Origin of the sequence: Thermophilibacter mediterraneus (genome assembly GCF_900119385.1) — a bacterium.
Taxonomy (GTDB): domain Bacteria; phylum Actinomycetota; class Coriobacteriia; order Coriobacteriales; family Atopobiaceae; genus Thermophilibacter; species Thermophilibacter mediterraneus.
In genome coordinates this window covers 415720-441863 of record NZ_FPKO01000008.1, presented here as the reverse complement: position 1 = coordinate 441863, position 26144 = coordinate 415720, and the positions used below count along the sequence as shown (strand labels likewise).

Annotated in this window: 26 protein-coding genes; all 26 read left to right on the top strand. The window is 70.9% G+C overall.

Annotated features, from left to right (window positions below):
• Positions 1-2: 2 nt before the first annotated feature.
• The 26 genes from BQ7106_RS04045 to BQ7106_RS03920 all read left to right on the top strand — a co-directional run bounded on the left by BQ7106_RS04045 (position 3) and on the right by BQ7106_RS03920 (position 26077).
• Positions 3-1238 (top strand): deoxyguanosinetriphosphate triphosphohydrolase family protein, encoded by a 1236-nt coding sequence (locus BQ7106_RS04045; RefSeq protein WP_072372052.1) that lies wholly within the window; start codon positions 3-5, stop codon positions 1236-1238.
• Between the two features lie 483 nt (positions 1239-1721).
• The gene (locus BQ7106_RS04040; protein WP_072371617.1) at positions 1722-2732 is read left to right on the top strand and encodes an alpha/beta hydrolase; all 1011 of its coding nucleotides are present in this window, start codon (positions 1722-1724) and stop codon (positions 2730-2732) included.
• Positions 2733-2806: 74 nt separating this feature from the next.
• Positions 2807-4174: a replication-associated recombination protein A gene (locus tag BQ7106_RS04035; protein ID WP_072371614.1), complete on the top strand. Its 1368-nt coding sequence runs from the start codon at positions 2807-2809 to the stop codon at positions 4172-4174.
• Positions 4175-4240: 66 nt separating this feature from the next.
• Positions 4241-4825 carry a hypothetical protein gene (locus BQ7106_RS04030; RefSeq protein ID WP_072371611.1) on the top strand — a complete coding sequence of 195 codons (585 nt, stop codon included), beginning with the start codon at positions 4241-4243 and terminating at the stop codon, positions 4823-4825.
• Entirely contained in the window at positions 4825-5193 is a 369-nt protein-coding gene (locus BQ7106_RS04025; RefSeq protein ID WP_072371608.1) for an ATP-binding protein, read from the top strand. The genes BQ7106_RS04030 and BQ7106_RS04025 overlap by 1 nt, the downstream gene beginning before the upstream one ends.
• The gene (locus BQ7106_RS04020; protein ID WP_072371605.1) at positions 5183-6010 is read left to right on the top strand and encodes a SigB/SigF/SigG family RNA polymerase sigma factor; all 828 of its coding nucleotides are present in this window, start codon (positions 5183-5185) and stop codon (positions 6008-6010) included. The genes BQ7106_RS04025 and BQ7106_RS04020 overlap by 11 nt, the downstream gene beginning before the upstream one ends.
• 73 nt (positions 6011-6083) lie before the next feature.
• Positions 6084-7409 carry an AI-2E family transporter gene (locus BQ7106_RS04015; RefSeq protein WP_072371602.1) on the top strand — a complete coding sequence of 442 codons (1326 nt, stop codon included), beginning with the start codon at positions 6084-6086 and terminating at the stop codon, positions 7407-7409.
• Between the two features lie 131 nt (positions 7410-7540).
• Positions 7541-10201 carry an alanine--tRNA ligase gene (alaS, locus tag BQ7106_RS04010; protein ID WP_072371599.1) on the top strand — a complete coding sequence of 887 codons (2661 nt, stop codon included), beginning with the start codon at positions 7541-7543 and terminating at the stop codon, positions 10199-10201.
• Between the two features lie 6 nt (positions 10202-10207).
• Entirely contained in the window at positions 10208-10621 is a 414-nt protein-coding gene (gene ruvX, locus BQ7106_RS04005; protein ID WP_072371596.1) for a Holliday junction resolvase RuvX, read from the top strand.
• Between the two features lie 9 nt (positions 10622-10630).
• Positions 10631-11911 (top strand): endolytic transglycosylase MltG, encoded by a 1281-nt coding sequence (gene mltG / locus BQ7106_RS04000; RefSeq protein ID WP_072371593.1) that lies wholly within the window; start codon positions 10631-10633, stop codon positions 11909-11911.
• A 9-nt stretch (positions 11912-11920) separates the two neighbouring features.
• Positions 11921-12421, top strand: coding sequence for a YqeG family HAD IIIA-type phosphatase (locus BQ7106_RS03995; RefSeq protein WP_072371590.1), 501 nt, complete (start codon positions 11921-11923; stop codon positions 12419-12421).
• Between the two features lie 92 nt (positions 12422-12513).
• A complete protein-coding gene (locus BQ7106_RS03990) occupies positions 12514-13062 on the top strand; it encodes a shikimate kinase (RefSeq protein ID WP_072371587.1) in 549 nt (182 codons plus the stop codon).
• Entirely contained in the window at positions 13059-14168 is a 1110-nt protein-coding gene (locus BQ7106_RS03985; protein ID WP_072371584.1) for a hypothetical protein, read from the top strand. The genes BQ7106_RS03990 and BQ7106_RS03985 overlap by 4 nt, the downstream gene beginning before the upstream one ends.
• 60 nt (positions 14169-14228) lie before the next feature.
• Entirely contained in the window at positions 14229-15353 is a 1125-nt protein-coding gene (locus BQ7106_RS03980; protein WP_072371581.1) for a M24 family metallopeptidase, read from the top strand.
• 275 nt (positions 15354-15628) lie between these two features.
• Positions 15629-16621, top strand: a complete 993-nt coding sequence (locus BQ7106_RS03975; protein WP_072371578.1) for a PTS sugar transporter subunit IIB — start codon at positions 15629-15631, stop codon at positions 16619-16621.
• Positions 16622-16634: 13 nt separating this feature from the next.
• Positions 16635-17450, top strand: a complete 816-nt coding sequence (locus tag BQ7106_RS03970; RefSeq protein ID WP_072371574.1) for a PTS mannose/fructose/sorbose transporter subunit IIC — start codon at positions 16635-16637, stop codon at positions 17448-17450.
• Between the two features lie 19 nt (positions 17451-17469).
• The gene (locus BQ7106_RS03965; RefSeq protein WP_072371571.1) at positions 17470-18408 is read left to right on the top strand and encodes a PTS system mannose/fructose/sorbose family transporter subunit IID; all 939 of its coding nucleotides are present in this window, start codon (positions 17470-17472) and stop codon (positions 18406-18408) included.
• A 201-nt stretch (positions 18409-18609) separates the two neighbouring features.
• Positions 18610-18996: a DUF956 family protein gene (locus BQ7106_RS03960; RefSeq protein ID WP_072371568.1), complete on the top strand. Its 387-nt coding sequence runs from the start codon at positions 18610-18612 to the stop codon at positions 18994-18996.
• A gap of 630 nt (positions 18997-19626) precedes the next feature.
• Complete coding sequence (efp, locus tag BQ7106_RS03955; protein ID WP_072371565.1) at positions 19627-20190, top strand: elongation factor P; 564 nt, start codon at positions 19627-19629, stop codon at positions 20188-20190.
• A 142-nt stretch (positions 20191-20332) separates the two neighbouring features.
• Positions 20333-20695 carry an Asp23/Gls24 family envelope stress response protein gene (locus tag BQ7106_RS03950; protein ID WP_072371562.1) on the top strand — a complete coding sequence of 121 codons (363 nt, stop codon included), beginning with the start codon at positions 20333-20335 and terminating at the stop codon, positions 20693-20695.
• Between the two features lies 1 nt (position 20696).
• Positions 20697-21221: a transcription antitermination factor NusB gene (gene nusB, locus BQ7106_RS03945; protein ID WP_072371559.1), complete on the top strand. Its 525-nt coding sequence runs from the start codon at positions 20697-20699 to the stop codon at positions 21219-21221.
• Positions 21221-21541, top strand: a complete 321-nt coding sequence (locus tag BQ7106_RS03940; protein ID WP_072371556.1) for an exodeoxyribonuclease VII small subunit — start codon at positions 21221-21223, stop codon at positions 21539-21541. Before nusB ends, BQ7106_RS03940 begins: the two co-directional genes overlap by 1 nt.
• A complete protein-coding gene (locus BQ7106_RS03935; RefSeq protein ID WP_072371553.1) occupies positions 21541-22278 on the top strand; it encodes a TlyA family RNA methyltransferase in 738 nt (245 codons plus the stop codon). The genes BQ7106_RS03940 and BQ7106_RS03935 overlap by 1 nt, the downstream gene beginning before the upstream one ends.
• 109 nt (positions 22279-22387) lie before the next feature.
• Positions 22388-23245 (top strand): NAD(+)/NADH kinase, encoded by an 858-nt coding sequence (locus BQ7106_RS03930; protein ID WP_072371549.1) that lies wholly within the window; start codon positions 22388-22390, stop codon positions 23243-23245.
• Entirely contained in the window at positions 23246-24877 is a 1632-nt protein-coding gene (gene recN / locus BQ7106_RS03925; RefSeq protein WP_072371546.1) for a DNA repair protein RecN, read from the top strand. It begins immediately after the preceding gene.
• 291 nt (positions 24878-25168) lie between these two features.
• Complete coding sequence (locus tag BQ7106_RS03920; RefSeq protein WP_072371542.1) at positions 25169-26077, top strand: TIGR02452 family protein; 909 nt, start codon at positions 25169-25171, stop codon at positions 26075-26077.
• Positions 26078-26144 lie beyond the last annotated feature (67 nt).

Below are 26144 nucleotides of genomic sequence, written 5' to 3'. Positions count from 1 at the left end.
TCGTGAACAGACTCGCACCGGGCCTCCCCGGGAGGCTCTCGGCCGACGCCGCGCGCGCCGTGTCCGAGCGCCTCTCGTCGGGGGCCCTCTCTCCGTTCGCCTGCCGCGACGCCTCCGCCATCAGGCGCGACCCCTGCGAGCGCGACCGCGACACCGCGGTCCGCCCCGCCTTCGTGCGCGACGCCGAGAAGGTCGTGCACCTGCCCTCCTACAACCGCCTCGCGGGCAAGACCCAGGTCTTCTCGTTCCGCGCGAACGACGACCTCTGCCGCCGCGGCCTGCACGTGCAGCTCGTGGCGCGCGTGGCGCGCGACATCGGGCGCGCGCTCGGGCTCAACCTCGACCTCATCGAGGCCATCGCGCTCGCGCACGACATCGGCCACACGCCGTTCGGGCACGCGGGGGAGCGCTTCCTGAACGACGTCTTCCACGCCCGCACGGGGCGCTGGTTCTTCCATAACGTGCAGAGCGTGCGTGTGGTGGACGTCCTCGCGGGGCGCAACGTCAGCCTGCAGACGCTCGACGGGGCCCTCTGCCACAACGGCGAGTTCGAGCAGCAGGCGTTCGAGACGAGCGGGCTCGCGGAGTTCGACACCTTCGACCGCGTGGTGGCGTCGTGCTGGGAGTGCGGCGACGAGACCATCTCTCACCTGCGCCCGATGACGCTCGAGGGCTGCGTGGTGCGCGTGTCCGACATCATCGCCTACGTGGGCAAGGACCGGCAGGACGCCATCCGCGCCGGGCTCTGCCGCGAGGACACCTTTGACGACGGGCTCGGCGGCGGCTACAACGCGTGGGCGCTCGCCGCCTTCGTGAGCGACGTCATCGAGCACAGCGTGGGGCGCGACCGCATCGAGATGAGCGCCGAGGGGTTCGCCGAGATGCGCCGCGCCAAGCGCGAGAACTACGAGAAGATCTACGGGGCGGGTGAGGTCAACGGCGACTTCTCGCACGAGGTCGCCGAGCTCTTCGGCGCGCTCTACGAGCACGAGCTCGAGGCGCTCGCCGCAGGCGACGAGTCCGCGGCGATCTTCTCCCATCACGTGCGGCCCACCGAGCGGCGGCTCTCCTACTACGGTCGCTCCTACGACTGGGAGTCCGACCCCGACCAGACCGTCGTCGACTTCATCTCCTCGATGACCGACGACTACTTCGTCGCCACCTGCGAGGCCGTGTTCCCGGAGGCCGCGGGCCTCTTCCCGAGCCGCGGGTACTTCTCCGCCGGCACGCTCGCATAGGGGGCCGGGCCCCCGCCCTGCGAGCCCGCCCGCGCCGGCCGGCCGCCCGCGGGCCCGTGCGCGCCAGCTCGCGCCCCGACGGCCGCCCGCGGGCCCGCGCACGCCAACCCGGCGGTTTCGACAAGAACCCTGGGCGATTGGGTAGCATTTTTGATGTAGTTGGGGTCACTGGAGGGCCGCGTCTCTCTTCCTTGCCACAAAACCGCAGGTAGCGAGAAGGACGAGCTCCCGTGTTCGCGTCCGAAGGCCGCGCGTCTCCCCTCGAGCATCAAACGTTATGCCCAACCGCGGCGAGTTTTTGGCAGGACGGGCCGTCTCGGCGACGCCGGCGGGGCGCACTACCCACTTGCCCGCGCTTCTTGTCGGCACGTCCCCGCCTGCGCCCTCCGGCCGGCCGAACAGCGCTAGAATGGCCGTCCAGGAGCAGGGGCGGTCCCGGGGCGGCCCCGCCACGCAACGGCAGCCCGGGGAAGGGGGAGCCTCATGTCGCTGTCGAGAAGAACCACGAGGGTCGTCGCCGTCGTGGCGGCGGCGGTCGTCGCGCTCGCGATCGCGGGCCTGGGCCTGGCGGGCAACTTCCTCGTGGACTTCGCGCTCAACCCGCGCGCCGAGGTGTCGATGGCGCGCTCCATGGCGTCGGGGGAGGCGGAGGTCTCGGCGGACTACGCCGGCGCGCCCAAGCGCGACGCGGCATACGCCGAGGAGGCGGCGTCCTGGTTCGAGGCCGAGGGCCGCAGCGTGTCCCACCGGGCCGAGGACGGCACGGTGCTCCTGGGCTGGGAGCTCGCGGGCGCGGAGGGCGGCGCCTATGACGACGGCCACACCTGGGCGGTGGTCTGCCACGGCTACGCGGGGGAGCCGGCCGACATGGCCAAGTACGCCTACCACTTCGCGCAGATGGGCATGGACGTGCTCGCCCCCGCCGCGCGCGGGCACGAGCGAAACGCGGACACCGGCCTCATCCAGATGGGCTGGGGGGACGCGCAGGACCTCCTGGGCTGGGTCGACGACATCGTGGCGCGCGACCCCGAGGCGCGCGTGATGCTCTTCGGAACCTCCATGGGCGGCGCGGAGGTGATGATGGCCTCGGGCATGGACGGCCTCTCCGAGAACGTGCGCCTGATCGTCGAGGACTGCGGCTACACGAGCGTCTGGGACGAGTTCGAGCTCCAGCTGGGGGAGGTCTTCGGCCTGCCGAGCTTCCCGATCCTCAACGTCGCGGACGCGGCGTGCCTCATGCGCGCGGGCTACACCTTCGAGGCGGCCTCCTCCGTGGAGAGCCTGCGCCGCGCGAGCGTCCCTATGCTCTTCATCCACGGCGACGAGGACGACTTCGTGCCCTTCTCGATGCTCGACGAGTGCTACGAGGCGTGCGCGAGCGAGCACAAGGAGCGCCTCGTCGTGCCCGGGGCGGGCCACGCCCTCTCCGCGAGCACGGACCCCGAGCTCTACTGGGGGACCGTGGACGACTTCGTGGCGGAGCACCTGGGGTAGCGTGCAAAGGGGACAGTCACTTTTGCACGCCGCCGGCGCCCAGCGCGTCCGGTCGATGGCGTACAATCGTTCCCATGGATACCTTGTTCACGCGCGTCGAGACCGCGCGCAAAAACCAGAACGCGCCGCTCGCGGCCCGCATGCGGCCCACCACGCTCGACGGCTACGTCGGCCAGGAGAAGGCCGTCGGGGCGGGGAGCTGGCTGCGCCGCGCCATCGAGCACGACACCCTCTCGTCGGTCATCCTGTACGGTCCCGCCGGCACGGGGAAGACTACGCTCGCGCGCATCATCGCCAACACCACCCACGCGGAGTTCGTCGAGGTGAGCGCCATCACCGGCACGGTGAAGGACCTTCGCAGGGAGATCGACGCGGCCGAGAGCCGCCTGCTCTCGCTCGGGAGGCGCACCATCCTGTTCGTCGACGAGATCCACCGCTTCAACCGAAGCCAGCAGGACGCGCTGCTGCACGCGGTGGAGGACCGCGTCGTGGTGCTCGTCGGCGCCACGACCGAGAACCCCTACTTCGAGGTCAACTCGGCCCTCATCAGCAGGAGCCGCGTCGTCGAGCTCACCGCCCTCGACGACTCGTCCGTCCGCGAGCTCGTCGAGCGCGCGCTCGCGGCCCCCGAGGGCCTCGCCGGCGCCTACGAGCTCGCCCCCGATGCCGAGGACGAGATCGTGACCCTCGCCGGCGGCGACGGCCGCGCCGCGCTCACCTCGCTCGAGCTCGCGAGCCAGATGGTGGACCCGCCGGAGGGGGACGGGGACGCCGCGCCCGCGACCATCACGCGCGAGCACGTCCTCGAGGCCAACCCGCGCCGCGGCCTGCCCTACGACAAGTCGGGCGACATGCACTACGACGTCATCTCCGCGTTCATCAAGTCCATGCGCGGGAGCGACCCCGACGCGGTGCTCTACTGGCTCGCCCGCATGCTCGACGCGGGGGAGGACCCCAAGTTCATCGCGCGGCGCATCATGATCTGCGCCTCGGAGGACGTTGGCAACGCCGACCCCCAGGCCCTGCTCGTGGCGCACGCGGCGTTCCGCGCCACCGAGGTCATCGGGATGCCCGAGTGCCGCATCAACCTGGCGCAGGCGGCCACGTACGTGGCGCTCGCCCCCAAGTCGAACGCGGCGGAGGCCGGCATCGACGCCGCGCTCGAGGAGGTGCGGCGCGGCCCGCGCCGCGAGGTCCCGAGCTACCTGCGCGACCGGCACCGCCCCGGCTCGGACGAGTACGGCGCCTACCTCTACCCGCACAACTACCCGGGCGGATGGGTTGCGCAGCGCTACCTGCCCGAGGGCCTCGAGCGGGGCTGCTTCTACCACGCGAGCCCGCGCGGCTGGGAGGCGTGGCGCCAGGAGGCCATCGGCCGCGACGTCCTCGAGGCGCAGGGGGGAGGGGCCCCCCGGAAACGGCCCCGCCCGCGGGATCGGTGACGCCGCGGTTGGGTAGAATAGAGGTTCGGGGCGCGCGCCCCGGAGAGGACGCCTAAGGAGGGCGCAATGGACTACCTGCAGATCGCCGTGCTCGTGCTCGTCGTCATAGCCGTGTGGGCCGTCGTCGAGATCGCGCTCACCATGCGCTCCGCGCGCAGGGACATCTCCAAGCTCACGGCATCCGCCACCGAGGCAATCTCCACCGTGACCGAGGTCGTCGAGCAGGCTCAGCCCGTCGTCGCCAAGCTCGACGGCATCGCGGACGAGCTCGAGCCCGCCTCCAAGCGTCTCGTGCCGCTCATCGAGGAGGCCGAGGCGGCCGCCGGCTCGGTCGACGACGCCTTCAAGAGCCTGAACGGCGTCCTCGAGGACGTCTCCACCGTCTCTGGCACCGCGTCGAGCGTCACCGACGCCGTCAACCGCGCGGCGGAGAGCGCCGTGTCGGGGGTGGCGAGCGTGGTCTCGCGCCTCAAGGGGGGCCCGTCGCACGAGGCGGCGCGCCTCGAGGGGGCGCCGCGAGCGCAGGACCAGGAGCGCGCGGACGAAGCGCCCGCGCCGCAGCGGGAGGAGAGCGCCCCCACGCGCTATGTCGAGTACACTACCGTGTCCGCCGGCTCCGCCGACGAGGCACGCGTCACCGAGGAGCTGTGATGGCCGAGAAGAACGTCAGTCTGTGCGTCCCCGCGGAGGCGGACTTCGCCCGTTCGGTCCGCATGACCGCCTCGACGCTCGCCGTCTGCTGCGACATGAGCGTCGAGGACGTCGAGGACGTCCGCATGATCGCCGAGGAGGGCTTCGTCTACGCCTGCGCAACCGCTCCCGAGCGGGTCAGCGTGACCTTCTCGCTCGAGGGCAGCACCATGGGGATCGACTTCGAGCTCGGCGAGCGGGAGCCCGCCGACGAGTCGATCGACCTCGTCGAGGTCCTTCTCTCCGCCGTGTGCGACGTGTTCTCCGTGTCCGAGGACGGTCGCGTCCTGCACCTCGTCAAGCGGGCGGGGGACGCCCATGACGAGTAGGGGATCGGCCGAGCGAGCCGCGGAGCGCGCAGCGCGACGCGCCTCCTCCGGCAGGGAGGCGTGGGACAAGGACCGGACACGGGAGCTCTTCCGCCGCTTCAAGCAGGAGGGCGACGCCGACGCGCGCGACCAGCTCATCGTGAGCCACCTCAACCTGGTGCGCTTCCTCGCGTCGAAGTTCAAGAACCGCGGCGAGTCCCTCGAGGACCTCGTGCAGGTGGGCACCATCGGCCTCATCAAGGCCATCGACCGCTTCGACCCCGAGCGCGGCCTCGAGTTCACCACCTACGCGACGCCCACCATCATGGGCGAGATCAAGCGCCACTTCCGCGACAAGGGCTGGTCGGTGCGCGTGCCGCGCCGCCTTCAGGAGCTCTCCGCCAAGGTCAACCAGGCCACCGACGAGCTCACCAACCGGCTGCAGAGGAGCCCCTCGGTGGCCGAGATCGCCGAGCACCTAGGCTCGACGGTCGACGAGGTCCTCGAGGCCATGGAGTCCTCGAGCGCCTACAGCTCCGTTCCCCTCGAGGGGGGCGGGTCCGGCGAGGACGACGAGGCGCCGTCGGTCATCGACCACTACGCCACGGAGGACCCCGAGCTCGCCGCCTCCGACGACCGGATCGTGCTCGAGCAGGCGATCGCCGACTTCTCCCCGCGCGAGCAGGAGGTCGTCAGGATGCGCTTCGACGAGGGCCTCACGCAGGTGGAGATCGCGGAGCGCCTGGGCATCTCGCAGGTCCAGGTCTCGCGCCTGCTGCGGAGGACCCTGCGCCGGATCCAGGACAAGATCGACCCCGAGGGGCTCATGCGCTCGTGACGGGGCGCCCCGCCCGCCCGTGGCGCCGGGGCGCGAGCGCCCCGGCCCGCCCCGTTGCTTCCTAAGGAGGGACATGACGCGTTACGAGAAGTGGCGCATGCGCGCGACCATAGCCTGGGCCATCGTGGGGGTGGCCCTGCTGTTCCTGCTCGCGGTGCGCGGCCTCGCTATCGTGGGGCAGGCTGTCGAGCTGCTGCTCATCGGCATCATCGTGGGCTTCGTCTGCAGCCCCGTCACCAACTGGCTCGAGGACCGGCACGTGCCGCGCGGCCTCGCGGCGCTCCTGGCGCTCGTGACGGTGGTCGCCGCGATCGTCGTCGTGGTGGCGCTGTTCGTGGGCCCCTTCGCCCGCGAGCTCATGGACCTTCTCAGGAGCGTGCCCACCTACGTCTCCCAGATCCAGGACGCGCTCACGACCTTCTGGGACACCTTCGGCACCTCCGGCAACACCAACGTCCAGAACGTGGTCAACGCGCTCGTGGGCATGCTCACCGAGGCGGGGTCCGACATCGCCTCCGACCTCGCGCGCAACCTCTCCACCGGCCTCGTGGCCAACCTCACCGACCTCGCCGGGCACTTCGTGACCTTCTTCCTCGGGCTGATCCTGGCGTACTGGTTCGCGCTCGACTACCCCAAGATCATGCGCGAGCTCGCCGTCATCGCCGGTCCCGAGCACGACGAGGACATGGTCCTCACCTTCGCCGTCCTCAGCCGCTCGATGGGCGGCTACATGCGCGGCACCCTCATCACCTCGCTCGCCAACGGCGCCATGGTCGCCGCCGGCCTGGCGCTGCTCGGCCACCCCTACGCCGGCCTGCTCGGCATCGCCACCTTCGTGCTGCACTTCGTGCCGGTCATCGGGCCGTTCCTCTCGTCGATCTCGGCCGTGCTGCTCGGCCTCTTCGTGAGCCCGGTCGTGGCGTTCTGGACCCTCGTCATCACCGTGGTGGCGCAAAACGTCACCGACAACGTGCTCTCTCCGCTCGTCATGCGCTCCGCCGTCAAGATCCACCCCGCGCTCTCGCTCGTGGGCATCATCACGGGAGGGGCGCTGGGGGGCGCGGTCGGCATGGTGCTCGCCGTGCCGCTCACGGCCGCCATCAAGGGCTTCTTCGTCTACTACTTTGAGTCCCACACCGGACGCCAGCTGGTCTCGCTCGAGGGCGCGCTCTTCGGGAGCACCCCCTTCAACGACGCCTCCGGGCGCCCCCTGCCCACCTTCGACGCCCTCGACGACGACACCTTCATCGAGCGCTCGCGCCTGCTCGCCGGCCTCGCCCGCCTGCACGACCGCGCGCCCGGTGACGCGGGGGAGGGCCCCGCGGGCCCGGCCGACGGCGGCTCGGGCGCCCCCGGCGGCCCAGCCCCGAAGGGGGAGGGCGCGCAGGGACGTCCCTAGCGCGCACCACTCTCTTGGGCGCCCGCCCCTCGCGTCGAGACTCCGACCTCGCGTCGCGCCCCGCAGCACCCCTGCACGCGCTATAATTCCAGATTTGTATGCGCACAAGATCCCGACCGCAGGGGAGACACATGAGCACCGCCGACTACAAGACCATGACCACCGCGGAGATCCGCGAGGACTTCCTCCGATTCTTCGAGAGCAAGGGCTGCAAGCTGTACCCCTCGTCCTCGCTCGTCCCCGACGACCCGTCGCTTCTGCTCACCAACGCGGGCATGAACCAGTTCAAGGAGTACTACCAGGGCAAGAAGACCATGCCCGAGGTCGGCGCCTGCTCCTGCCAGAAGTGCCTGCGCACCAACGACATCGACAACATCGGCGACGCCACGCACCTCTCCTTCTTCGAGATGCTCGGCAACTTCTCCTTTGGCGGCTACTCCAAGGCCGACGCGATCGCGTGGGCCTATGACTTCATCACCAGCCCCGACCACCTGGGACTGCCGCCCGAGCGCCTCTACATGACCGTCTTCGAGAACGACGACGAGGCCATCGAGCTGTGGCACGAGCAGGGCGTCCCCTACGACCACATCTCCCGCCTCGGCGAGAAGGACAACTTCTGGGCGGCCGGCCCCACCGGCCCCTGTGGCCCGTGCTCCGAGATCTACTTCGACCAGGGCGAGGAGTTCGGCTGCGGCGGCGAGCACTGCGGCCCGGGCTGCGATGACTGCGACCGCTACCTCGAGTTCTGGAACCTCGTTTTCACGCAGTACGACCGCCAGGAGGACGGCTCCATGCCGGAGCTGCCGCACCGCAACATCGACACCGGCATGGGCCTCGAGCGCATCACGGCCATCATGCAGCACAAGTCCACCAACTACGACGGCGACCTGCTCCAGGGGCTCATCGGGGTGGGCGAGCGCCTCTCCGGCAAGACCTACGGCGAGGACGCCCAGCGCGACCGAAGCCTGCGCATCGTGGCCGACCACGCCCGCGCCGTGACCTTCATGATCGGCGACGGCATCCTGCCCTCCAACGAGGGCCGCGGCTACGTCCTGCGCCGCCTGCTGCGCCGCGCGGTCTACCACGGGCGCCTCATGGGCATCGAGGGGGCGTTCCTCGGCGCCTACGTCGAGAAGATCTGCGAGCTCATGGGCGACGTCTATCCCGCGATCCGCGAGAGCCGCTCGCTCATCGACGGCATCGTCGCCGCCGAGGAGGAGCGCTTCGGCGCGACGCTCGACGCCGGCGAGCAGAGCCTCGCGTCCGAGCTCGAGGCGCTGGGGGAGGGTGCGCGCCTCTCCGGCGAGGTCGCCTTCAAGCTCCACGACACCTACGGCTTCCCGATCGACCTCACGCGCGAGATCTGCGAGGCGCGCGGCGTGTCCGTCGACATGGAGGCCTTCGACGCCTGCATGACCGAGCAGCGCGAGCGCGCCCGCGCCTCCGCCAACCGCGACGCCTGGGGCACCTTCAACGACGTCTGGACCGCGCTGTCCGACCGCCTGGCGGCCACGGAGTTCGTCGGCTACGACGCCGACGCCGCGGAGGCCACGGTCCTCGCCATCGTCTCCGACGGCGTCGAGACCGACCGCGCCGAGGCGCCCCAGCGCGTCGAGGTCGTGCTCGACCGCACCCCGTTCTACGCCGAGATGGGCGGCCAGGTGGGCGACACCGGCGTCATCTCCTACGAGGGCGCGCGCCTGCGCGTGACGGACACCAAGGCCAGGGGCGCGCTCTACGCGCACGTGGCCACGGTCGAGGAGGGTGCGCTCGAGGTGGGCGCCGTCGTGTCCGCCGCGATCGACGCCGGGCGCCGCGAGCTCATCCGCCGCAACCACACCGCCACGCACCTGCTCGACGCCGCCCTCAAGCGCGTCCTGGGCGACCACGTGAGCCAGGCCGGCTCGCTCGTCGCGCCCGACCGCCTTCGCTTCGACTTCACCCACTTCGAGGCCGTCACGGCCGACGAGCTCGCCCGCATCGAGGGCATGGTCAACGCCGAGATCTTCGCTGCCGAGCCCGTCGTGACCCGCGTGATGGGCCTGGAGGAGGCCAAGGCCTCCGGTGCCGTCGCCCTCTTCGGCGAGAAGTACGGCGACGTCGTCCGCGTCGTCTCCACCGGCGAGTCCGACGAGCCCTTCTCCCGCGAGCTCTGCGGCGGCACGCACGCGCGCAACACCGCCGACCTCGGCCTCTTCAAGATCGTCTCGGAGGGCTCCGTCGGCTCCAACGCGCGCCGCATCGAGGCCGTGACCTCGATGGGCGCCATCGAGTACGTCGACGAGAGACTGCTGTCCCTCGACGGCGTCGCTCGCGAGCTCAAGTGCCGCCCGGACGACGTGGCCGAGCGCGTGGCCGCGCTCCAGGCCGAGCTGCGCGAGACCCGCAAGGCCCTCGAGGCGGCCACGACCGGCGCGGGCGCCGGCAAGGTCGCCGACGCGTTCAGGGGCGCCGTGGAGCTCGACGGCTACAAGGTCGTCGTCGCGCGCCTGGACGGGCTCTCCGGCAAGGAGATGCGCTCCGCGTGGGACGGCATCCGCGACGCCGCCGGCGGCGAGCCCGTGGCCTGCGTGATCGCCTCCGCCACGCCCGACGGCAAGGTTGCCCTGCTCGCCGGCGGCACGGACGGCGCCGTCGCGAGCGGCTTCTCGGCCGGCTCCATCATCAAGGAGATCGCCTCGCTCGTGGGCGGGCGCGGCGGCGGCAAGCCCGCCATGGCCCAGGCGGGGGGCTCCGACCCCTCCGGCATCGACGCGGCGCTCGACGCGGCCCGCGCCGCGCTCGGGATCTAGGCGCCCATGCGGGTCCTCGCGCTCGACATCGGTGAGGTTCGCGTCGGGATCGCGGTGAGCGACCCCGGCGCGCGCGTCGCCTCGCCGGTGTGCGTCCTGCCCGCGGCGGAGGTCCTCGCGCACGCGGCGAGCTTTCGCCGGGTGCTCGAGGACTGGGAGCCCGAGGTCCTTCTCTGCGGGCGCCCCCTCACGATGGCCGGAGAGGCCGGCCCCCAGGCCCAGCGCATCGTTGAGCAGGCCCGCTCGATTGCGCGTGCCTGCGGACTTCCGCTGGAGTTTGCCGACGAGCGGCTCTCGTCCGCCGAGGCGAAGCGTATCCTGAAAGAGCAGGGCCTCTCCGAGCGCGCCATGCGCGGAAAGGTGGACATGGTCGCTGCTTCCCTGTTCCTTCAGTCCTGGCTCGACGCCAGGCAGAGCTGAGAGGTCACGATGGCCACCCCCGACGACAAGACCCCCAAGCGCCGCGGATCGCACTTCGGTACCGGCGCCTCGCACCCCGAGGCCCCGAGCCAGGAGGCGCCCCGCGCCCCGCGCCCCGCCGCCGGCGCCCGCGCGCCGCGCGCCGCCATGCCCTCCGGCCGCGTCTCGAGCCGCACGGCTGCTGCGACCCGGCGGGCGGGGAGCCACACGGTCGCGCGCGACGATAGCGCCCGCAGGCGCAGCCGCGCGCCCTACTTCGCCCTGGGCCTCGTCGCCGTGGCGATGGTGCTTGGCATCGTGCTCGTGCTCGTCCCGGCGCTCGCGGGCAGCGGCTCCAGCGACACGCAGGACGTCGTGGCCGGCAACGTCGTCTCCGTCACCATCCCCGAGGGCTCCGGCGCGTCCGCCGTCGCCGACGCGCTCTTCGACGCCGGCGTCATCCCCAACAAGAGCGAGTTTCTCTCCCAGGTCAGGCGCATGAGCGCGGAGCAGAGCATCAAGAGCGGCTCGTACGAGTTCACCACCGGGGACGACACGGCCAACATCATCAACCTGCTCACGAGCGGGCCCAACGCGGAGGCGACCCTCACCATCCCCGAGGGCTACACCGTCGCGAGCGTGGCGCAGGCCGTCGAGGAGACGCTCGGCATCCCCGCCGACGAGTTCCTCGCCCAGGCCAAGGCCTCCAACTACGTGGCCGACTTCTCCTTCCTCGAGGGTGCCGGCAACGACTCGCTCGAGGGCTTCCTCTTCCCGAAGACCTACAGCTTCGACGCCGAGGGCGTCACCGCCGACGAGGTCATCCGCACCATGCTCGCGCAGTTCCAGACCGAGCTCTCCACGCTCGACCTGAGCTTCGCCGAGTCCGAGGGGCTCTCGGTCGCCCAGATGGTCAACCTCGCGTCCATCGTCGAGAAGGAGTCCACGTCCAACACCCGCGCGATGGTGGCGGCCGTGTTCTACAACCGCCTCGACAACACCGGGGAGCCCAACTACGGCTTCCTCCAGTCCGACGCCACGACCGCCTACTCGGTGGGCCACGACCCCTCCGCCGAGGAGGTCCACGACGAGTCCGACCCCTACAGCACCTACGCCCACCAGGGCCTGCCGCCCACGCCGATCTGCAACCCCGGCCTCGAGTCGCTCCAGGCCGTCTGCTCCCCCGACCAGAGCGGCATCAGCGAGGGCTACTTCTACTTCTTCTTCTGGACCAACGACGCCGGCGAGACCGAGTACGCGTTCAGCAAGACGTACGAGGAGCACCAGCAGGCCATCGCGGCCAACTCGTAGGAGGGGGGCATGGGGCTCTTCAGGGCCACGCGCTACGTGGCGTCGCTGCCGCTCGTGAGCGTCGACGAGCTCGTCGACGCCGGCATCGAGCTGGTGCTTCTGGACCGCGACAACACCTGCGTCCCGCGCGACGCCCGCGAGGCGCCCGCCGAGGTCACGGAGTGGCTCGCCCGCGTGCGGGCGGCAGGCATGACAGCGTGCCTGGTGTCCAACAACTTCCACACCTCCCAGGTGAGCCGCACCGCGCGCGAGCTCGGCGTCGAGTTCGTGGACCACGCCATGAAGCCGCTCCCGTGGGCGCTGCGCCGCGCCATGCGCCGCGCCGGGGCCTCCGCCGATCGGACCGTGATGTTCGGCGACCAGGTCTTCACCGACGTCGCCGCGGGAAACCTCGCGGGCGTGCGCACCGTGCTCGTGCGGCCGCAGTCTCGCTCCGACCTGTGGTACACGCACGTCTTCCGCGTCTTCGAGCGCCTCGCCCTGCGCGGCGTCTCCTTCGAGGGGGAGTAGCCGGGGGCGCGACCCTCTCGCCCGGCTCGAGCCGCCCGCCCCGCGCCCGCCCCTGCTAGAATCGAGTGCGGATTCGTCGCAAGGGAGGTTCTGTGCCGGAGCAGGGTGGGGGATACGTCGTTCACGAGGGGTGCGACCACATCTTCTTCGTGGGCTTTCTCGGGGCCGGGAAGTCGACCCTGGCGCGTAACCTCGGCTCGCTCTTCCACCGCCCCCACGTCGACACCGACCGCCTCGTCGAGCGCGCGCTCGGCAAGACGGTGGCGGAGGCCTTCGCCCAGGACGGGGAGGACGCCTTCCGCGACGCGGAGACCCGCGAGCTCGCGCGCCTCGCCTCGCGCAAGTCGCTGCTCGTGAGCTGCGGCGGCGGCATCGTCGAGCGACCGGAGAACTGCGCGCTCATGCACGAGATGGGCGCCGTGCTCTTCCTCGACGGGGACCTCGAGGACTCGCTCCGCCAGATCCGCTGCCCGGAGCGCAGGCCCGACCTCGGGACGGCCGAGCACGCCGCGCGGGTGTACCACCGGCGCCGCCCCCTCTACGAGGGCGTCGCCGACCTCACGATCGACATCAGGAACAAGACGTTCGAGCAGGTGGCCCACGAGGCCGGCCAGCTGCTCTGGGAAAGGGGCCTGCTATGACCGAAGCGTCCGGGGCCGCCGCGCCGCGCCGCGCGCGCCAGTGGGTCGCCATGCGCAACGTCTCCATGGACGTTCGCGGCGGCTGGGGAATCAGCGGCAGCGCGGCCAAGGAGCTGCGCACCGCCATCGGCAAGCCGCACGTCGCGGCGCTCGTGGGGGAGGGGGGCGTCGATCCGGCGCTCGTCGAGGCGCTGCACCGCGACCTCTCCTCCTCCGGCTTCGAGGTCCGTCGCATCGAGATGCCGGAGGGGGGCTGCGACCTCCCCCGCGTCGAGGCGCTCGACGAGCTCCTCGCCGACGCCGGCGTCGTCGCCGAGGACATCGTCGTCGCCGTGGGCGGCTACGAGGCCCTCTCGGTGGCGTCGTTCGCGTGCGGGACGTGGTGCGGAGGGGTGTCGCTGCTCGAGGTGCCGACCTCCGCGCCCGCCGCGCTGCTCTGCGGTCCGACCCCGAGGGCGCTCGACCTGCCGGGCGCCCCGCGCATGGTCTCCAACGACGGGGCGGCGCGCTTCTGCGTGGTCGACCCGGGCCTCTTCGACTGCGACCCCTCCCACGAGGAGCTCCTCCACGCCTTCGCCCTCATGGTCGCCACGGCGACGTGCGACTCCAACAAGTCGTTCGGCCGCCTGTGGGACGCCGCTGACGCGCTCGCCGCGGCAGACCCCGACGCCCTGCTCGACGAGCTGCTCGAGAGCATCAAGGGCCGCGGGCGCGTCGTCTCCGCGACCTCCGCGTCCACGCGCCAGTCCATCTCGTTCGGGCACGAGCTCGCGTGCGCGCTGCGGCCGCTCGTGGGCCCGGACGTGCCCGAGTCCGCCCTCCTCGCGGACGGCATGCGCTTCGCGGCGCGCCTCGCCGTGGGGCTCGAGCAGCTCTCCGTCGATGACATGTTCACGCTCGACGAGCTCCTCGAGCGCCTGGGCGTGGGGACGGTCGAGGCGCGGGTCGACCCCGACGCGCTCGTCGCGCAGATCAGGTCGGAGCGCTTCCGCCGCTCCAACCGCTTCATGGTCGCCACCCCCCGCGCGCTCGGCCGCGTCCGCCTGAGCATCGTCTCCGACGAGCTTCTCGCCGAGCACGCCGCCGCGTGGTGCGCCGCGCGCTGACGCGCCCCGCGCGCCGGGCCCCGGCGCATCCGTCCCAACCCCTTCGAGAAAGGAACCACCATGGCAGACAGCTTGGCCTGCGCCGGGCGCGTCGCGCGCCTGCGCGCCCTCATGTCCGAGCGCGGCTACGACGCCGTGATCCTGCGCAACAACCCCGACCTGCGCTGGTTCACCGGCTCCGAGCGCACCTTCGACTTCGAGACCGCGCACACCGCCGTCGTGACGGCCGACGGGCTCTGGCTCCACACCGACTCGCGCTACTACAACACCTTCCGCGAGCGCCTCGGCGAGGACTGCCCCTGGCGGATCGACATGGACCCCGTGGACGCCCCCGCCTGGGCCGCCGCGCGCGTGCGCGAGGCGCGCGCCCGGGTGGTCGCCGTCGAGGACACCTGCACCCTCGCCTTCTTCGACGACTTCCGCGCGGCGTGCGCGTCGTCGTCGATCGCCTGCCTCACCCCGCGCCTCCACGGCGACATCTGCGACCTGCGCAGCGTCAAGGACGCCGAGGAGATCGAGCTCATGCGCCGCGCGCAGGAGGTCACCGACGCGGCCTTCGACCACATCTGCGGCTTCATCCGCGCGGGGCAGACCGAGCAGGAGATCCGCGTCGAGCTCGAGAACTACATGCTCTCCCACGGCGCCGACGAGCTCTCCTTCGGCACCATCGTCGCGGCAGGCCCCAACGGTGCGAACCCCCACGCCCAGCCCGGCCCCTACGTGGTCGGGGAGGGCGACCTCATCGTCATGGACTACGGCGCGGGCTTCCGCGACTACCACTCCGACATGACCCGCACCGTCTGCGTGGGCGAGCCGAGCGACGAGCAGCGCGCGGTCTACGACGTCGTCCGCCGCGCGCACGAGGCCTGCGCCGCCGCCGTCCGCGCCGGCGTCGTCGGGCGCGACATCCACCAGGTGGCGGTCGACGTCATCACCGAGGCGGGGTACGGCGACTACTTCGGGCACGGGCTCGGTCACGGCGTGGGCCTCGAGATTCACGAGCGGCCCAACTTCAACCGCTCCTGGGACAGGCCCGTTCCCGCCGGCGCCGTGGTCACCATCGAGCCGGGCGTCTACCTCCCGGGCAGGTTCGGCATCCGCCTGGAGGATTTCGGCGTGGTGACCGAGGACGGATACGAGCCCTTCACCCGCTCCACGCACGACCTCGTCATCGTGGGCCGCTAGGCCGGCGCACGACGAGAAGAGCCTAGGCGCGACCCCCGCGGGGCCTCTTCGGCGCCCCGCGGGGGTCGTCTGCCTCGAGGTCCTTCTCGCCGTTCGCCCGCCCTGTCGGCGACGTTCAGAAATGCGGACGAAACGCCTTCACCATCTGCTCACAACTTGCTAAAATGTGGACGGTGCGTGGAGCAATGGGGGAGAAAGCGTGTACAGGGGGGAACCTGTCGCTGCGCGTACGTTTGGCAAGGTAAGAGTCCGCGTTTTTGAAAAGGAGGTATGCGGTGGTTAGCATTGTTCTAGCCAGTCACGGCTCGTTCGCCGAGGGCATCAAGATGTCCGGCCAGATGATCTTTGGCCCCCAGGAGAACGTCGCCGCCGTGACGCTCACGCCCGACATGGGGCCAGACGACCTCAGGGCCAAGATTCTCGAGGCTGTCTCCGGCTTCGATGACCAGGAGCAGGTCCTGTTCCTGGTCGACCTCCAGGGTGGCACGCCCTGGAACCAGGTCTCGCTCCTGCTGGAGGAGCACCCGACCTGGGTTGCGGTTGGTGGCATGAACCTGCCTATGCTCATCTCCGCCTACGGTGAGCGCATGGGCAGCGACTCCGCCGCCGACGTCGCCAAGGCCATCTACCCCGAGGCCAAGGCCGGCGTGTGCATCAAGCCCGAGGAGCTCGCTCCCGCGGAGGCCGCCCCTGTCGCCGCCGCGCCTGCCGCCGCTCCCGCCGGCGCGATTCCCGAGGGCACCGTCCTCGGTGACGGACACATCAAGTTCGTCATGTGCCGCGTCGACACCCGTCTGCTCCACGGCCAGGTTGCCACCACGTGGACCAAGCAGACCAACCCCGACCGCATCATCGTGGTCTCCGACGGCGTCGCTCACGACGAGCTGCGCAAGACCATGATCCAGCAGGCGGCGCCTCCTGGAGTCAAGGCCCACGTCATCCCGATCAAGAAGATGATCGAGGTCTCCAAGGACCCGCGCTTCGGCGCCACCAAGGCGATGCTGCTCTTCGAGACCCCGCAGGACCTCCTCGCGTGCGTCGAGGGCGGCGTGGACATCAAGGAGGTCAACCTCGGCTCGATGGCCCACTCCGTGGGCAAGGTCGTCGTCACCCAGGCCATCGCCATGGACCAGGACGACTACGACACGATCGAGAAGCTCGCGGCCAAGGGCATCAAGTTCGACGTCCGCAAGGTCCCCGCTGACTCGCCCGAGAACTTCGACTCCATGATGAAGAAGGCCAAGTCCGAGCTGGCCGCACAGGCATAAGAAGGAGGGAAACATGTCGGTATTCACAATCATCCTGATTGTCATCGTTGCCTTCCTCGCCGGCATGGAAGGCGTTCTTGACCAGTGGCAGTTCCACCAGCCGCTCGTCGCGTGCACGCTCATCGGTCTGGTGAGCGGCCACCTCGACGCCGGCATCATCCTCGGCGGCACCCTGCAGATGATGGCCCTCGGCTGGGCCAACGTCGGCGCCGCCGTCGCCCCTGACGCGGCGCTCGCGTCGGTGGCCTCGGCAATCCTGATGGTCCTCGCGCTCAACTCCGGCGCCGACCAGAGCCAGGCCATCTCAACGGCCATCGCCGTGGCCGTGCCCCTCTCCGTGGCCGGCCTCTTCCTGACGATGATCGTCCGTACCCTCGCCATCCCCGTCGTCCACATCCAGGACGCCGCGGCCGCCAAGGGCAACTTCACCTCGATCGAGATCTGGCAGATCATCGCCATCTGCATGCAGGGCGTCCGCATCGCCATCCCGGCTGCCGCCCTCTGCTTCATCCCGTCCGATGCCGTCATGGGCGCCCTCAACATGATGCCCGCGTGGCTCAACGAGGGCATGACCATCGGCGGCGGCATGGTCGCCGCGGTTGGCTATGCCATGGTCATCAACATGATGGCGACCACCGAGGTCTGGCCGTTCTTCGCGCTCGGCTTCTGCCTCGCCGCCATCTCTCAGCTGACCCTCATCGCCCTCGGCGTCATCGGCATCTCCCTGGCCCTCATCTACCTGGGCCTCAAGGAGGTCGCCAAGTCCGGTGCCGGCGCTGCAGGCGGCTCGGGCGACCCGCTCGGCGACATCCTGGACGACTACGAGTAGGAAAGGGGGAGAGTTACACATGGCAGAGAACAAGATCACGCTGTCCAAGAAGGACCGCATCTCCGTTTGGTGGCGTCACCAGTTCCTGCAGGGCTCCTGGAACTACGAGCGCATGCAGAACGGCGGCTGGTGCTACTCCATGATTCCGGCCATCAAGAAGCTCTACACCAACAAGGATGACCAGATCGCGGCGCTCAAGCGTCACATGGAGTTCTACAACACGCACCCGTACGTCTCCTCGCCCGTCATCGGCGTCACGCTCGCCCTCGAGGAGGACCGCGCCAACGGCGCCCCCGTCGACGACACCGCCATCCAGGGCGTCAAGGTCGGCATGATGGGCCCGCTCGCCGGCGTCGGCGACCCGGTCTTCTGGTTCACCGCCCGCCCGCTGCTCGGCGCGCTCGGCGCCTCGCTCGCGATGGGCGGCTCCATCATGGGCCCGATTCTCTTCTTCGTGGTGTGGAACGCCATGCGCCTGCTGTTCATGTGGTACACGCAGGAGTTCGGCTACAAGCTCGGCACCTCCATCACCAAGGACCTCTCCGGCGGCCTGATGGGCAAGATCACCGAGGGCGCCTCCATCCTCGGCATGTTCGTCATCGGCGGCCTGGTCCAGCGCTGGGTGTCCATCTCCTTCGCGCCGACCGTCTCCACCGTCACGCAGTCTGAGGGCGCCTACATCGACTGGAGCGCCATCCAGGCCACGGCCGACTCCTCGGGCGTTGCCCAGGCCATCCACGACGCCCTGAGCAGCTTCTCCTCCCTCGGCGCCACCGGCCTCGAGGTCGAGAAGGTCACCACGCTCCAGGCCAACCTCGACCAGCTCATCCCGGGCCTTGCCGCCGTGTGCGTCACGCTGCTGTGCTGCTGGCTGCTCAAGAAGAAGGTCTCCCCGATCGTCATCATCATCGGCATGTTCGCCGTGGGCATCCTCGGCCACCTCGCCGGCCTGCTCTAGGACCTGACGTCGGGGTCCGGCCCCGACCACGGTCGCGGCCGACCCGTCTTCTCGGGGCCGCGCTCTCGCAGAAGTGTCACAATGGCATTTCGTGCGGGGCGCGGCCCCTTTGCCGTCCGGGGCGCAGCGCGTCCCGAGGCCCCGCCGCGGGCCGGCACGAGGCCCCGCCGACCGTAGAATCACTCAGAGAGGACGGCCGCAATGGCACAGTCTCAGAACACCTCCGTCGAGTACACCGTCCCCGCGAGCATGTTCGTCGGCCTGTCGACCACGGGCACCATGATGGTGGGCGACCGCGCGCTCGAGTACTACAACGAGCGCAACGTCGAGGACTACATCCAGATCCCCTGGGACCAGATCGACCACATCGCGGCATCGGTGCTCTTCGGGGGGCGCATCATCCCGCGCTTCGCCGTCTTCACCAAGGAGAACGGTCACTTCGCCTTCTCGACGCGCAGAAACCACGCCACCCTGCGCGCCATCCGCGCGCACATAGGTGCCGAGAAGATCGTGCGCTCGGAGACGTTCTTCGGCGTGCTGCGCGCGGGGTGCGTCGGGCTCTTCAACCGGATCTTTCGTCGCGGGTAGGGGCACCTTCGCCCGCGCTTCGGCGCCCTAGGCCGGCGTCGGGCAATCCGGGCCGTCCGGGCTGGGCCGGTCACGATTGACGCCCGTCCCGCGCGCGCCTGCCCCAGCGCCGCGCTCGAACCGCGACCCGTGCGTGCTTGCCCCTGCGCCTCGCTCGCACCGCTTCCCCGTGCACGCCTGCTCCTGCGCCGCGCTCGAACCGCGGCCCGTGCGTGCTTGCCCAAAACGGGCTGCCATTGGGCATTCTGCTGCGTGGGCGTCACTCGGACAGGGCTGATTTGCGAGAAAACCCCGATGATTGGGTAGTGCCCCCTCCGGCGAGGCGCTCCCCGAGGGCGTCGCGCCACCCAATCGCTCGGCAAATGCGTCATATCGTGGGCTCTAACGGCCTTGGGCGTGGACGCGTGGGCGGCCAACATAAAAAATGCTACCCAATCGGTGCGGGTTTTTGCGGGAGCGCGCTTCCGTCCCGCCGGCGCGGCGCGGTCCGGCCTGCGGCCAGGCTCCGGCTGCCCCTGTTTCCGCACGCCGCGCGCTCGTCATGGAATCTGCGCGTAGATGGCGCCGTGGTGCTAAAATCGGTACCCGTATGTACGCGCCCCGAGCGGGCATAGAGGGAAAAGAGCACACGTGGCAACCATCAGCACCGCAGACTTCAAGAACGGCATGGGCCTCAAGATCAACGACAAGTACTACACGATCGTCGAGTTCCAGCACGTCAAGCCCGGCAAGGGCGGCGCCTTCGTCCGCTACAAGATCCGCGACCTCAAGAGCGGCCGCGTGATCGACCAGACCTGCAACGCCGGCACCAAGTTCGAGAACGTGCAGCTCATCACCAAGGAGATGCAGTACCTCTACAACGACGGCGGCACCTACTACTTCATGGACAACGAGACCTACGAGCAGGTCGAGCTGCCCGTCGACTTCATCGGCGACAACGCCAAGTGGTTCAAGGAGAACGACAACGCCCAGCTGCTCTACGCCGACACCGAGCTGCTCGGCGTCGAGCCCCCGATGTTCATCGAGGCCGAGATCACCGAGACCGACCCCGGCTTCAAGGGCGACACCGTCCAGGGCGGCACCAAGCCCGCCACCATCGAGACCGGCGCCGTCATCCAGGTCCCGATGTACCTCAACCAGGGCGAGCACATCAAGGTCGACACCCGCACCGGCAAGTTCGTGAGCCGCGTCTAGGTCCCCCAGGCATCGCCTCGTGGCCCGCGGGCGTCCCCCGCGGGCTTTTTTGTCGGCGGCGCGGCCGCGTCGCCAACGGGTATACTGAACAGAGCAGTGCACGCAGCGGGCCACAGGGCCCGGATTCGACAAGGGGGTCTCCATGGCCGAAAGCGAGCTTCACGTCTCTGGCATCGGCATCTCCAAGGATGTCGTCTCCACCATCGTCTCCATTGCCGCCCGCCGCGTCGAGGGCGTCGCCTCCGTGGGCGGCAACGACATCGCCTCGAGCCTGATCTCGGTCTTCACGAGCAGGTCCGTCGCCCCCGAGAAGGCGGTCGAGTCCTTCGTCGAGGACGATCGCCTGCACGTGACCGTGCACCTCGCCGTCTTCTACGGCTACCCCTTCACCAAGCTCGCCGCCGACGTGCGCGACGAGGTGGCCGCCGCCATCACCGAGCAGATCGGGGTCGGCGTCGCCGCCGTCGACGTGTGCATCGACAGCCTCGTCTTCCCCAAGGAGTAACTTGAGCACTCACATTGGCGGGCGCACGCTCGCACGCAGCCAGGCCCTCCAGCTCCTCTTCCAGGCGGAGGCGAACTCCCGGGCCGTCCTCTCCGTGCTCGACGGCGACTACGTGCTCTGGGACGCCGAGCCGCTCGACGACTACGCGCGCCGGCTCGCGCTCGGCGCCGACGAGATGCGCCCCGACCTCGACGCCATCATCTCCGTGCGCTCGACCGGCTGGTCGCTCGGGCGCCTCAACGCCGTCGACCGCAACCTGCTGCGCCTCGCGCTCTACGAGATGCTCTGCGTCGACGACGTCGACCTCGCCGTCACCATCAACGAGTGCGTTGAGCTCGCCAAGGCGTACGGCACCGACGAGTCCTCCCGCTTCGTCAACGGGGTGCTCGGCCGCGTCTCTGACGACATCGAGGCCGGCGTCGACGTGATCGCCGCCGCCCGCGAGGCCGCCCGCGAGCGCTCGGGGGCCGAGGGCGACGCCGAGTCGCCCGACCCCGACGGGTCCGCCGACGACGAGGCAGAGTAATGCCGCGCGTCGACGTCTCGCGATACCAGACCTTCGGGGAGATCACCGAGCGCCTCGATGACATCGTCGCCCAGGTGCGCGACAAGGACGTGTCGCTCGAGCGCTCGCTCGACCTGTTCGACGAGGCAATCGCCCTCGGTTCGAAGGCGGTGAGCCTCGTCGACGCCACGGACTTCTCGCCCGAGGAGGAGGCGCGCCTCGTCGAGGACCACAGGGACTCTGAGGGACAGGACGCGCCCGCCGGCTCCTACGGGGAGGGTCCCCGGCCCGACGACGCCCCCGGGGACGAGTCCGACGCCCCGGTCGCCGAAGGGCGCTGATGGCCCGTCGCAGGCGCCTCGACGCTGAGCTCGTCGAGCAGGGGTTCTTCTCGACCGCCGACGAGGCGATGCGCGCCGTGATGTCGGGCGAAGTCTCGACGAGCGACCGGCGCCTCACATCGCCCGGCGAGCAGGTGCGTCCCGGCATCGAGCTGCACGTCCGCGGGCGGCTGCCCTACGTGAGCCGCGGCGGCCTCAAGCTCGAGCGGGGGCTCGCCGCCTTTGGCGTCGACCCGACGGGGCTCGACTGCCTCGACGTCGGCTGCTCGACGGGTGGCTTCACCGACTGCCTGCTCAAGCGCGGGGCATCCTCCGTCATCTCGGTCGACGTCGGCTACGCCCAGTTCTCATGGGAGCTCAGGGGCGACCCCCGCGTGCGCCTGCTCGAGCGAACCAACATCGTCGACGTCCCCGCGCTCGTGGGGGCGGGCGTGGTCGACCTCGCCGTCTGCGACGTCTCGTTCACCTCGGTCGTCACCGTGCTGCCCGCCGTCCTCGAGCTGCTGCGGCCGGCGGGGACCTTCCTCACGCTCGTGAAGCCGCAGTTCGAGGCTGCGCGGGAGGACGTGGGGGAGGGGGGCGTCGTGCGCGACGAGGCCGTGCGCCGAGCCGCGCTCGGGCGCGTCGCCGCCGCCTTCGAGGACGCCGGCCTCGCGGTCTCGGGGACTTGCGAGAGCCCCATCACCGGCCACAAGGGAAACGTCGAGTACCTGCTCTGCGGGAGGCGGCGCGCCTAGCCGCGCCGCGGGCGGGTAGAATCTGAGCGTGTGGGCGCGCCCGGAGGCTCCGGCGCAGTGATACACTTGTTCTACTTCCGCTCGGAGACTTCTGACAGGAGATGTTCCCGTGAAGGTCCTCATCGTTCCCAACTACTCTCGCCCCGACGCCCTGGAGGGTGCGCGCCACCTCGAGGAGTGGCTCGACGACCGGGGCATCGAGGCGCGGTGGGCGCACAACAAGAAGCTCTTTCCCGACGCCGAGGACTCCGCGCGGGGCTGCGAGCTCGTGGTGTCGCTCGGCGGCGACGGCACCCTGCTGCGCGCCGCGCGGATCGTGGGCTACGAGGGCGTCCCCATCGTGGGCATCTCATACGGGCACCTCGGCTTTCTCACCGCGGCGGGTCCCGAGGACCTCATCGTGACCGTCGAGGACGCGCTCGCGGGCGAGCTCCACGTCTCGCGCCGCGCCACGCTCGACATCGAGTGCACGTTCGAGGCGAAGGACGGGACCCTCTCCACGAGCCACTGCTTCGCGCTCAACGACTTCGCGGTCTCGCGCGGGGGCGCCGGAAACATGGTCGAGTTCGACGTCTCCGTGTCGGGCAAGCACATCGACCGGCTGCGCGGGGACGGCTTCGTGGTCTCGACGGCGACCGGCTCCACGGGCTACGCGCTCGCGGCGGGCGGCCCCATCGTGACGCCCGAGTTCGCGGGCATGGTCTGCGTGCCCATCGCGCCGCACACCATCATGGCGCGCGCCTTCCTCACCTCGCCCTCGGACGTGGTCGAGATCGAGATGAGCCCCGAGCGCCCGGTGATGCGCCACTTCTTCGCCGACGGCCAGCCCGTGCCCTGCGAGAGGGGGGCGCGGGGGGTGCGCGCGTGCGTGCGGCGCGGGAGCGGCGACGTCGTCCTTCTCGACCGCAGCACCCAGAGCTTCTACGACTCCGTGTCCCGCGTCTTCTACGGGCAGGTGGGGAAGTAGATGATCGACGAGCTTCACGTGCGCGACGTCGCGCTGATTCACGACGCCTCGATCGAGCCCGCGCCGGGGCTCACCGTGCTCACCGGCGAGACGGGCGCGGGCAAGACGGCGCTGCTCTCCTCGATCAAGCTCCTGGTGGGCGAGCGCGCCGACGCCGGCATGGTGCGCGAGGGCGCGGCGCGCCTGGAGGTCGAGGGCAGGCTCTTCTGCCGCGGGGACGGCGAGGACGGCACCGTGGTGCGCCGGCGCGTGGGGTCGGACGGCCGCGGGCGCGTGGAGCTCGACGGCCACATGGCGAGCGTGCGCGAGCTCGCCGAGCGCGTGGGGTCCACGGTCGACCTCTGCGGCCAGCACGAGCACCAGCGCCTGCTCGCCCCCCAGGCCCACGTCGCCGTGCTCGACTCGTGGGCGGGCGCGCGGGCGGCCGAGGCGCTCGAGGCGTACCGCGACGCGCTCGCCGCCGCCCGGGAGGCAGCCGCGGAGCTCGAGCGCGTGCGCGACATGGGCCGCGCGACGGGCGAGCGGCTCGAGGAGGCCGCCTTCGTCCTGCGCCGGATCGACGAGGTCGACCCGCGGGAGGGGGAGCTCGAGGAGCTCGAGGCTCAGCTGCCGCGCGTGGAGCACGGCGAGGCCCTGATGGGCGCCGCCTCCGGCGCGCGCGAGCTGCTCTCGGGCGACGGGGGCGCCTGCGACGCGCTCGGGGACGCCGTGCGCGCGCTGCGCGAGGCCTCCCGCTACGACGCCGCGCTCGACTCGTGGGCCCGCTCGCTCGAGAGCTCGCTGATCGACGTCGAGGACGTCGCCTCCGAGCTGAGGGACTACGCCGACGAGGTCGACTTCGACCCCGAGGAGCTCGAGCGCGTGCAGGGCAGGCTCGCCCAGCTCGAGGGCCTCATGAGGTCCTACGGACCGCGCATGGCCGACGTGCTCGCGCGACGCGACGAGGCGCGCGAGGTCGTGTCGGCGGCGAGCGACGGGGGCGAGCTCGAGCGGCGCGCCGCCGAGGAGCTCGAGCGCCGGGAGGCGGAGCTCTCCCTCGCCGCGGACGCCCTCGACGCGGTGCGCTCCGAGGCGGCGCCGCGGCTGGCCGAGGCGGTCTCCGAGCAGATGAGCTTCCTCGAGATGGGCACGGCGGGGCTGGAGGTCGCCTGCGAGCGGCTCCCGCGCGCCGAGTGGACCCGGTCGGGACCCTCTCGCGTCGAGCTGCTCTACCGGCCCGCGGCGGGGCTCACGGCGCGCCCGCTGCGCAAGATCGCCTCCGGCGGCGAGGTGAGCCGCGTGATGCTGGCGGTCAAGGTGGTCCTCGGTGAGGCGGACGACTGCGAGACGCTCGTCTTTGACGAGGTCGACGCCGGCGTGGGAGGTGCGACGGCCGTGGCGCTCGCGAGCGTGCTCGCCCGACTCGCAAAGACCCACCAGGTCATCGTGGTCACGCACCTCGCGCAGGTCGCCGTGGCGGCAGAGAAGCACTACCTGGTTCGCAAGTCGGGCGGCGAGCTGCCCGAGACCACGCTCGCCGAGATCGCGGGCGAGGAGCGCGTGGCCGAGGTCGCGCGCATGCTCTCCGGGGACACGGGCGCGGCGAGCCGCGACCTCGCCCGCGAGATGCTGGCGTCGCGCGCCGCCCGGTAGCGCCCGCCGCTTCCGGGGTCCGGGGGTACGTGCGGGTTCCGGTCGAAATCCAATCAAAAACCGTCCGCAACCTGCACGTGTTTGGAGAACGTGCGGGTTTCGGACGGAATCCGGCCCCAGAGGGTCCACAACCCGCACGCCCGTGCGTTACGTGCGGGTTCCGGTCGGTCTGGCTCCCGATTTCGTCCACAACCCGCACGCGGCCCGCGGGCCCCGCCGCTCGGCGTTCCGCCCGCCCCGCCGCCGCTCGTTGCGCGATAATGTCCGCAGCACACGACGAGGGGAGCGCGCATGGCCGAGAAGAGCGGGCGCACGGGGCGCGGCGCGAGCCGCGCGGAGCAGGCGAGGCGGCACACCGAGGAGATGGAGCGGCGCTTCTCCGCGGAGGTCTCCCGGGCCGTCGCGGACACGCGGGCCTATGACGGGGCGCCCTCGGTCACCGTCGAGGGGGTCGTGCCGGAGGTGAGCGTGGTCGAGGGCGACACCGTGTCCGCGGTGCTCGAGCGCGGGCGCGGCCTGGCGTCCGCCTGCGACCTCGCCGTCCTGGACTTCGCCTCGTTCACGAGGCCCGGCGGCGGGTACGACCGCGGGGCCTGGGGCCAGGAGCAGGCGCTCTGCTCGGAGAGCTTCCTGTTCAACGTGCTCTCGGAGAAGGGCGGCTGGTACGCCGAGAACCGCCGGCGCAACGTCAACTGCGAGCTCTACCGCAACCGCGCGCTCGTGGTGCCGCGCGTCCGCTTCGAGCGCGACTCCTTCCACTCGTACGCCGACGTGATCGTGGCCGCCGCCCCCAACGCCCGGCGCGCCCGCGAGGAGTACCGCGTCTCCGAGGACGCGCTCCTGACGGCGCTTCGCGACCGCGTCCGCATGGTGATGGCAATCGCCGACGAGCTCGGCCACGACAAGCTCGTCCTGGGGGCCTTCGGCTGCGGCGTGTTCGGCTGGGACGCGGCGACGGTGGCCGAGGCCTTCCGCGCCGAGCTCGCGACCGGCGCCCACGTCGCGCGCGAGGTCACCTTTGCCGTCCCGCGCGGGCGCGCCGACGAGAACCTCGAGGTCTTCGAGCACGCCCTCTCGACGTTTCCCGAGGCCAACGCGGCGCCGTACGTGACGCGCGCCGAGCGCGCCGCGGCCGCGGCCGCCGAGCGCGCCGCCGAGGAGCGCGACGAGGACGAGGACGACTGGCGCAAGTACCTGTAGCGGCCCGGCCGCCGCCGGGCGCCTCCCGCTTCCCGCGCCGCCCCGTCTCAGTGTTTCGGCCTCGCGT

Excerpts from the sequence above, each read along its gene's own strand:
- BQ7106_RS03935 (WP_072371553.1), top strand. The coding sequence starts at position 21,541 with ATGGCCCGTCGCAGGCGCCTCGACGCTGAGCTCGTCGAGCAGGGGTTC.
- alaS (WP_072371599.1), top strand. The coding sequence starts at position 7,541 with ATGAGCACCGCCGACTACAAGACCATGACCACCGCGGAGATCCGCGAG.
- BQ7106_RS03960 (WP_072371568.1), top strand. The coding sequence starts at position 18,610 with ATGGCACAGTCTCAGAACACCTCCGTCGAGTACACCGTCCCCGCGAGC.
- BQ7106_RS03995 (WP_072371590.1), top strand. The coding sequence starts at position 11,921 with ATGGGGCTCTTCAGGGCCACGCGCTACGTGGCGTCGCTGCCGCTCGTG.
- BQ7106_RS03950 (WP_072371562.1), top strand. The coding sequence starts at position 20,333 with ATGGCCGAAAGCGAGCTTCACGTCTCTGGCATCGGCATCTCCAAGGAT.
- BQ7106_RS04025 (WP_072371608.1), top strand. The coding sequence starts at position 4,825 with ATGGCCGAGAAGAACGTCAGTCTGTGCGTCCCCGCGGAGGCGGACTTC.
- BQ7106_RS03970 (WP_072371574.1), top strand. The coding sequence starts at position 16,635 with ATGTCGGTATTCACAATCATCCTGATTGTCATCGTTGCCTTCCTCGCC.
- BQ7106_RS03985 (WP_072371584.1), top strand. The coding sequence starts at position 13,059 with ATGACCGAAGCGTCCGGGGCCGCCGCGCCGCGCCGCGCGCGCCAGTGG.
- BQ7106_RS03920 (WP_072371542.1), top strand. The coding sequence starts at position 25,169 with ATGGCCGAGAAGAGCGGGCGCACGGGGCGCGGCGCGAGCCGCGCGGAG.
- BQ7106_RS04030 (WP_072371611.1), top strand. The coding sequence starts at position 4,241 with ATGGACTACCTGCAGATCGCCGTGCTCGTGCTCGTCGTCATAGCCGTG.
- recN (WP_072371546.1), top strand. The coding sequence starts at position 23,246 with ATGATCGACGAGCTTCACGTGCGCGACGTCGCGCTGATTCACGACGCC.
- mltG (WP_072371593.1), top strand. The coding sequence starts at position 10,631 with ATGGCCACCCCCGACGACAAGACCCCCAAGCGCCGCGGATCGCACTTC.
- BQ7106_RS04020 (WP_072371605.1), top strand. The coding sequence starts at position 5,183 with ATGACGAGTAGGGGATCGGCCGAGCGAGCCGCGGAGCGCGCAGCGCGA.
- BQ7106_RS04015 (WP_072371602.1), top strand. The coding sequence starts at position 6,084 with ATGACGCGTTACGAGAAGTGGCGCATGCGCGCGACCATAGCCTGGGCC.
- BQ7106_RS03940 (WP_072371556.1), top strand. The coding sequence starts at position 21,221 with ATGCCGCGCGTCGACGTCTCGCGATACCAGACCTTCGGGGAGATCACC.
- ruvX (WP_072371596.1), top strand. The coding sequence starts at position 10,208 with ATGCGGGTCCTCGCGCTCGACATCGGTGAGGTTCGCGTCGGGATCGCG.
- BQ7106_RS03965 (WP_072371571.1), top strand. The coding sequence starts at position 17,470 with ATGGCAGAGAACAAGATCACGCTGTCCAAGAAGGACCGCATCTCCGTT.
- BQ7106_RS04035 (WP_072371614.1), top strand. The coding sequence starts at position 2,807 with ATGGATACCTTGTTCACGCGCGTCGAGACCGCGCGCAAAAACCAGAAC.
- BQ7106_RS04040 (WP_072371617.1), top strand. The coding sequence starts at position 1,722 with ATGTCGCTGTCGAGAAGAACCACGAGGGTCGTCGCCGTCGTGGCGGCG.
- BQ7106_RS03980 (WP_072371581.1), top strand. The coding sequence starts at position 14,229 with ATGGCAGACAGCTTGGCCTGCGCCGGGCGCGTCGCGCGCCTGCGCGCC.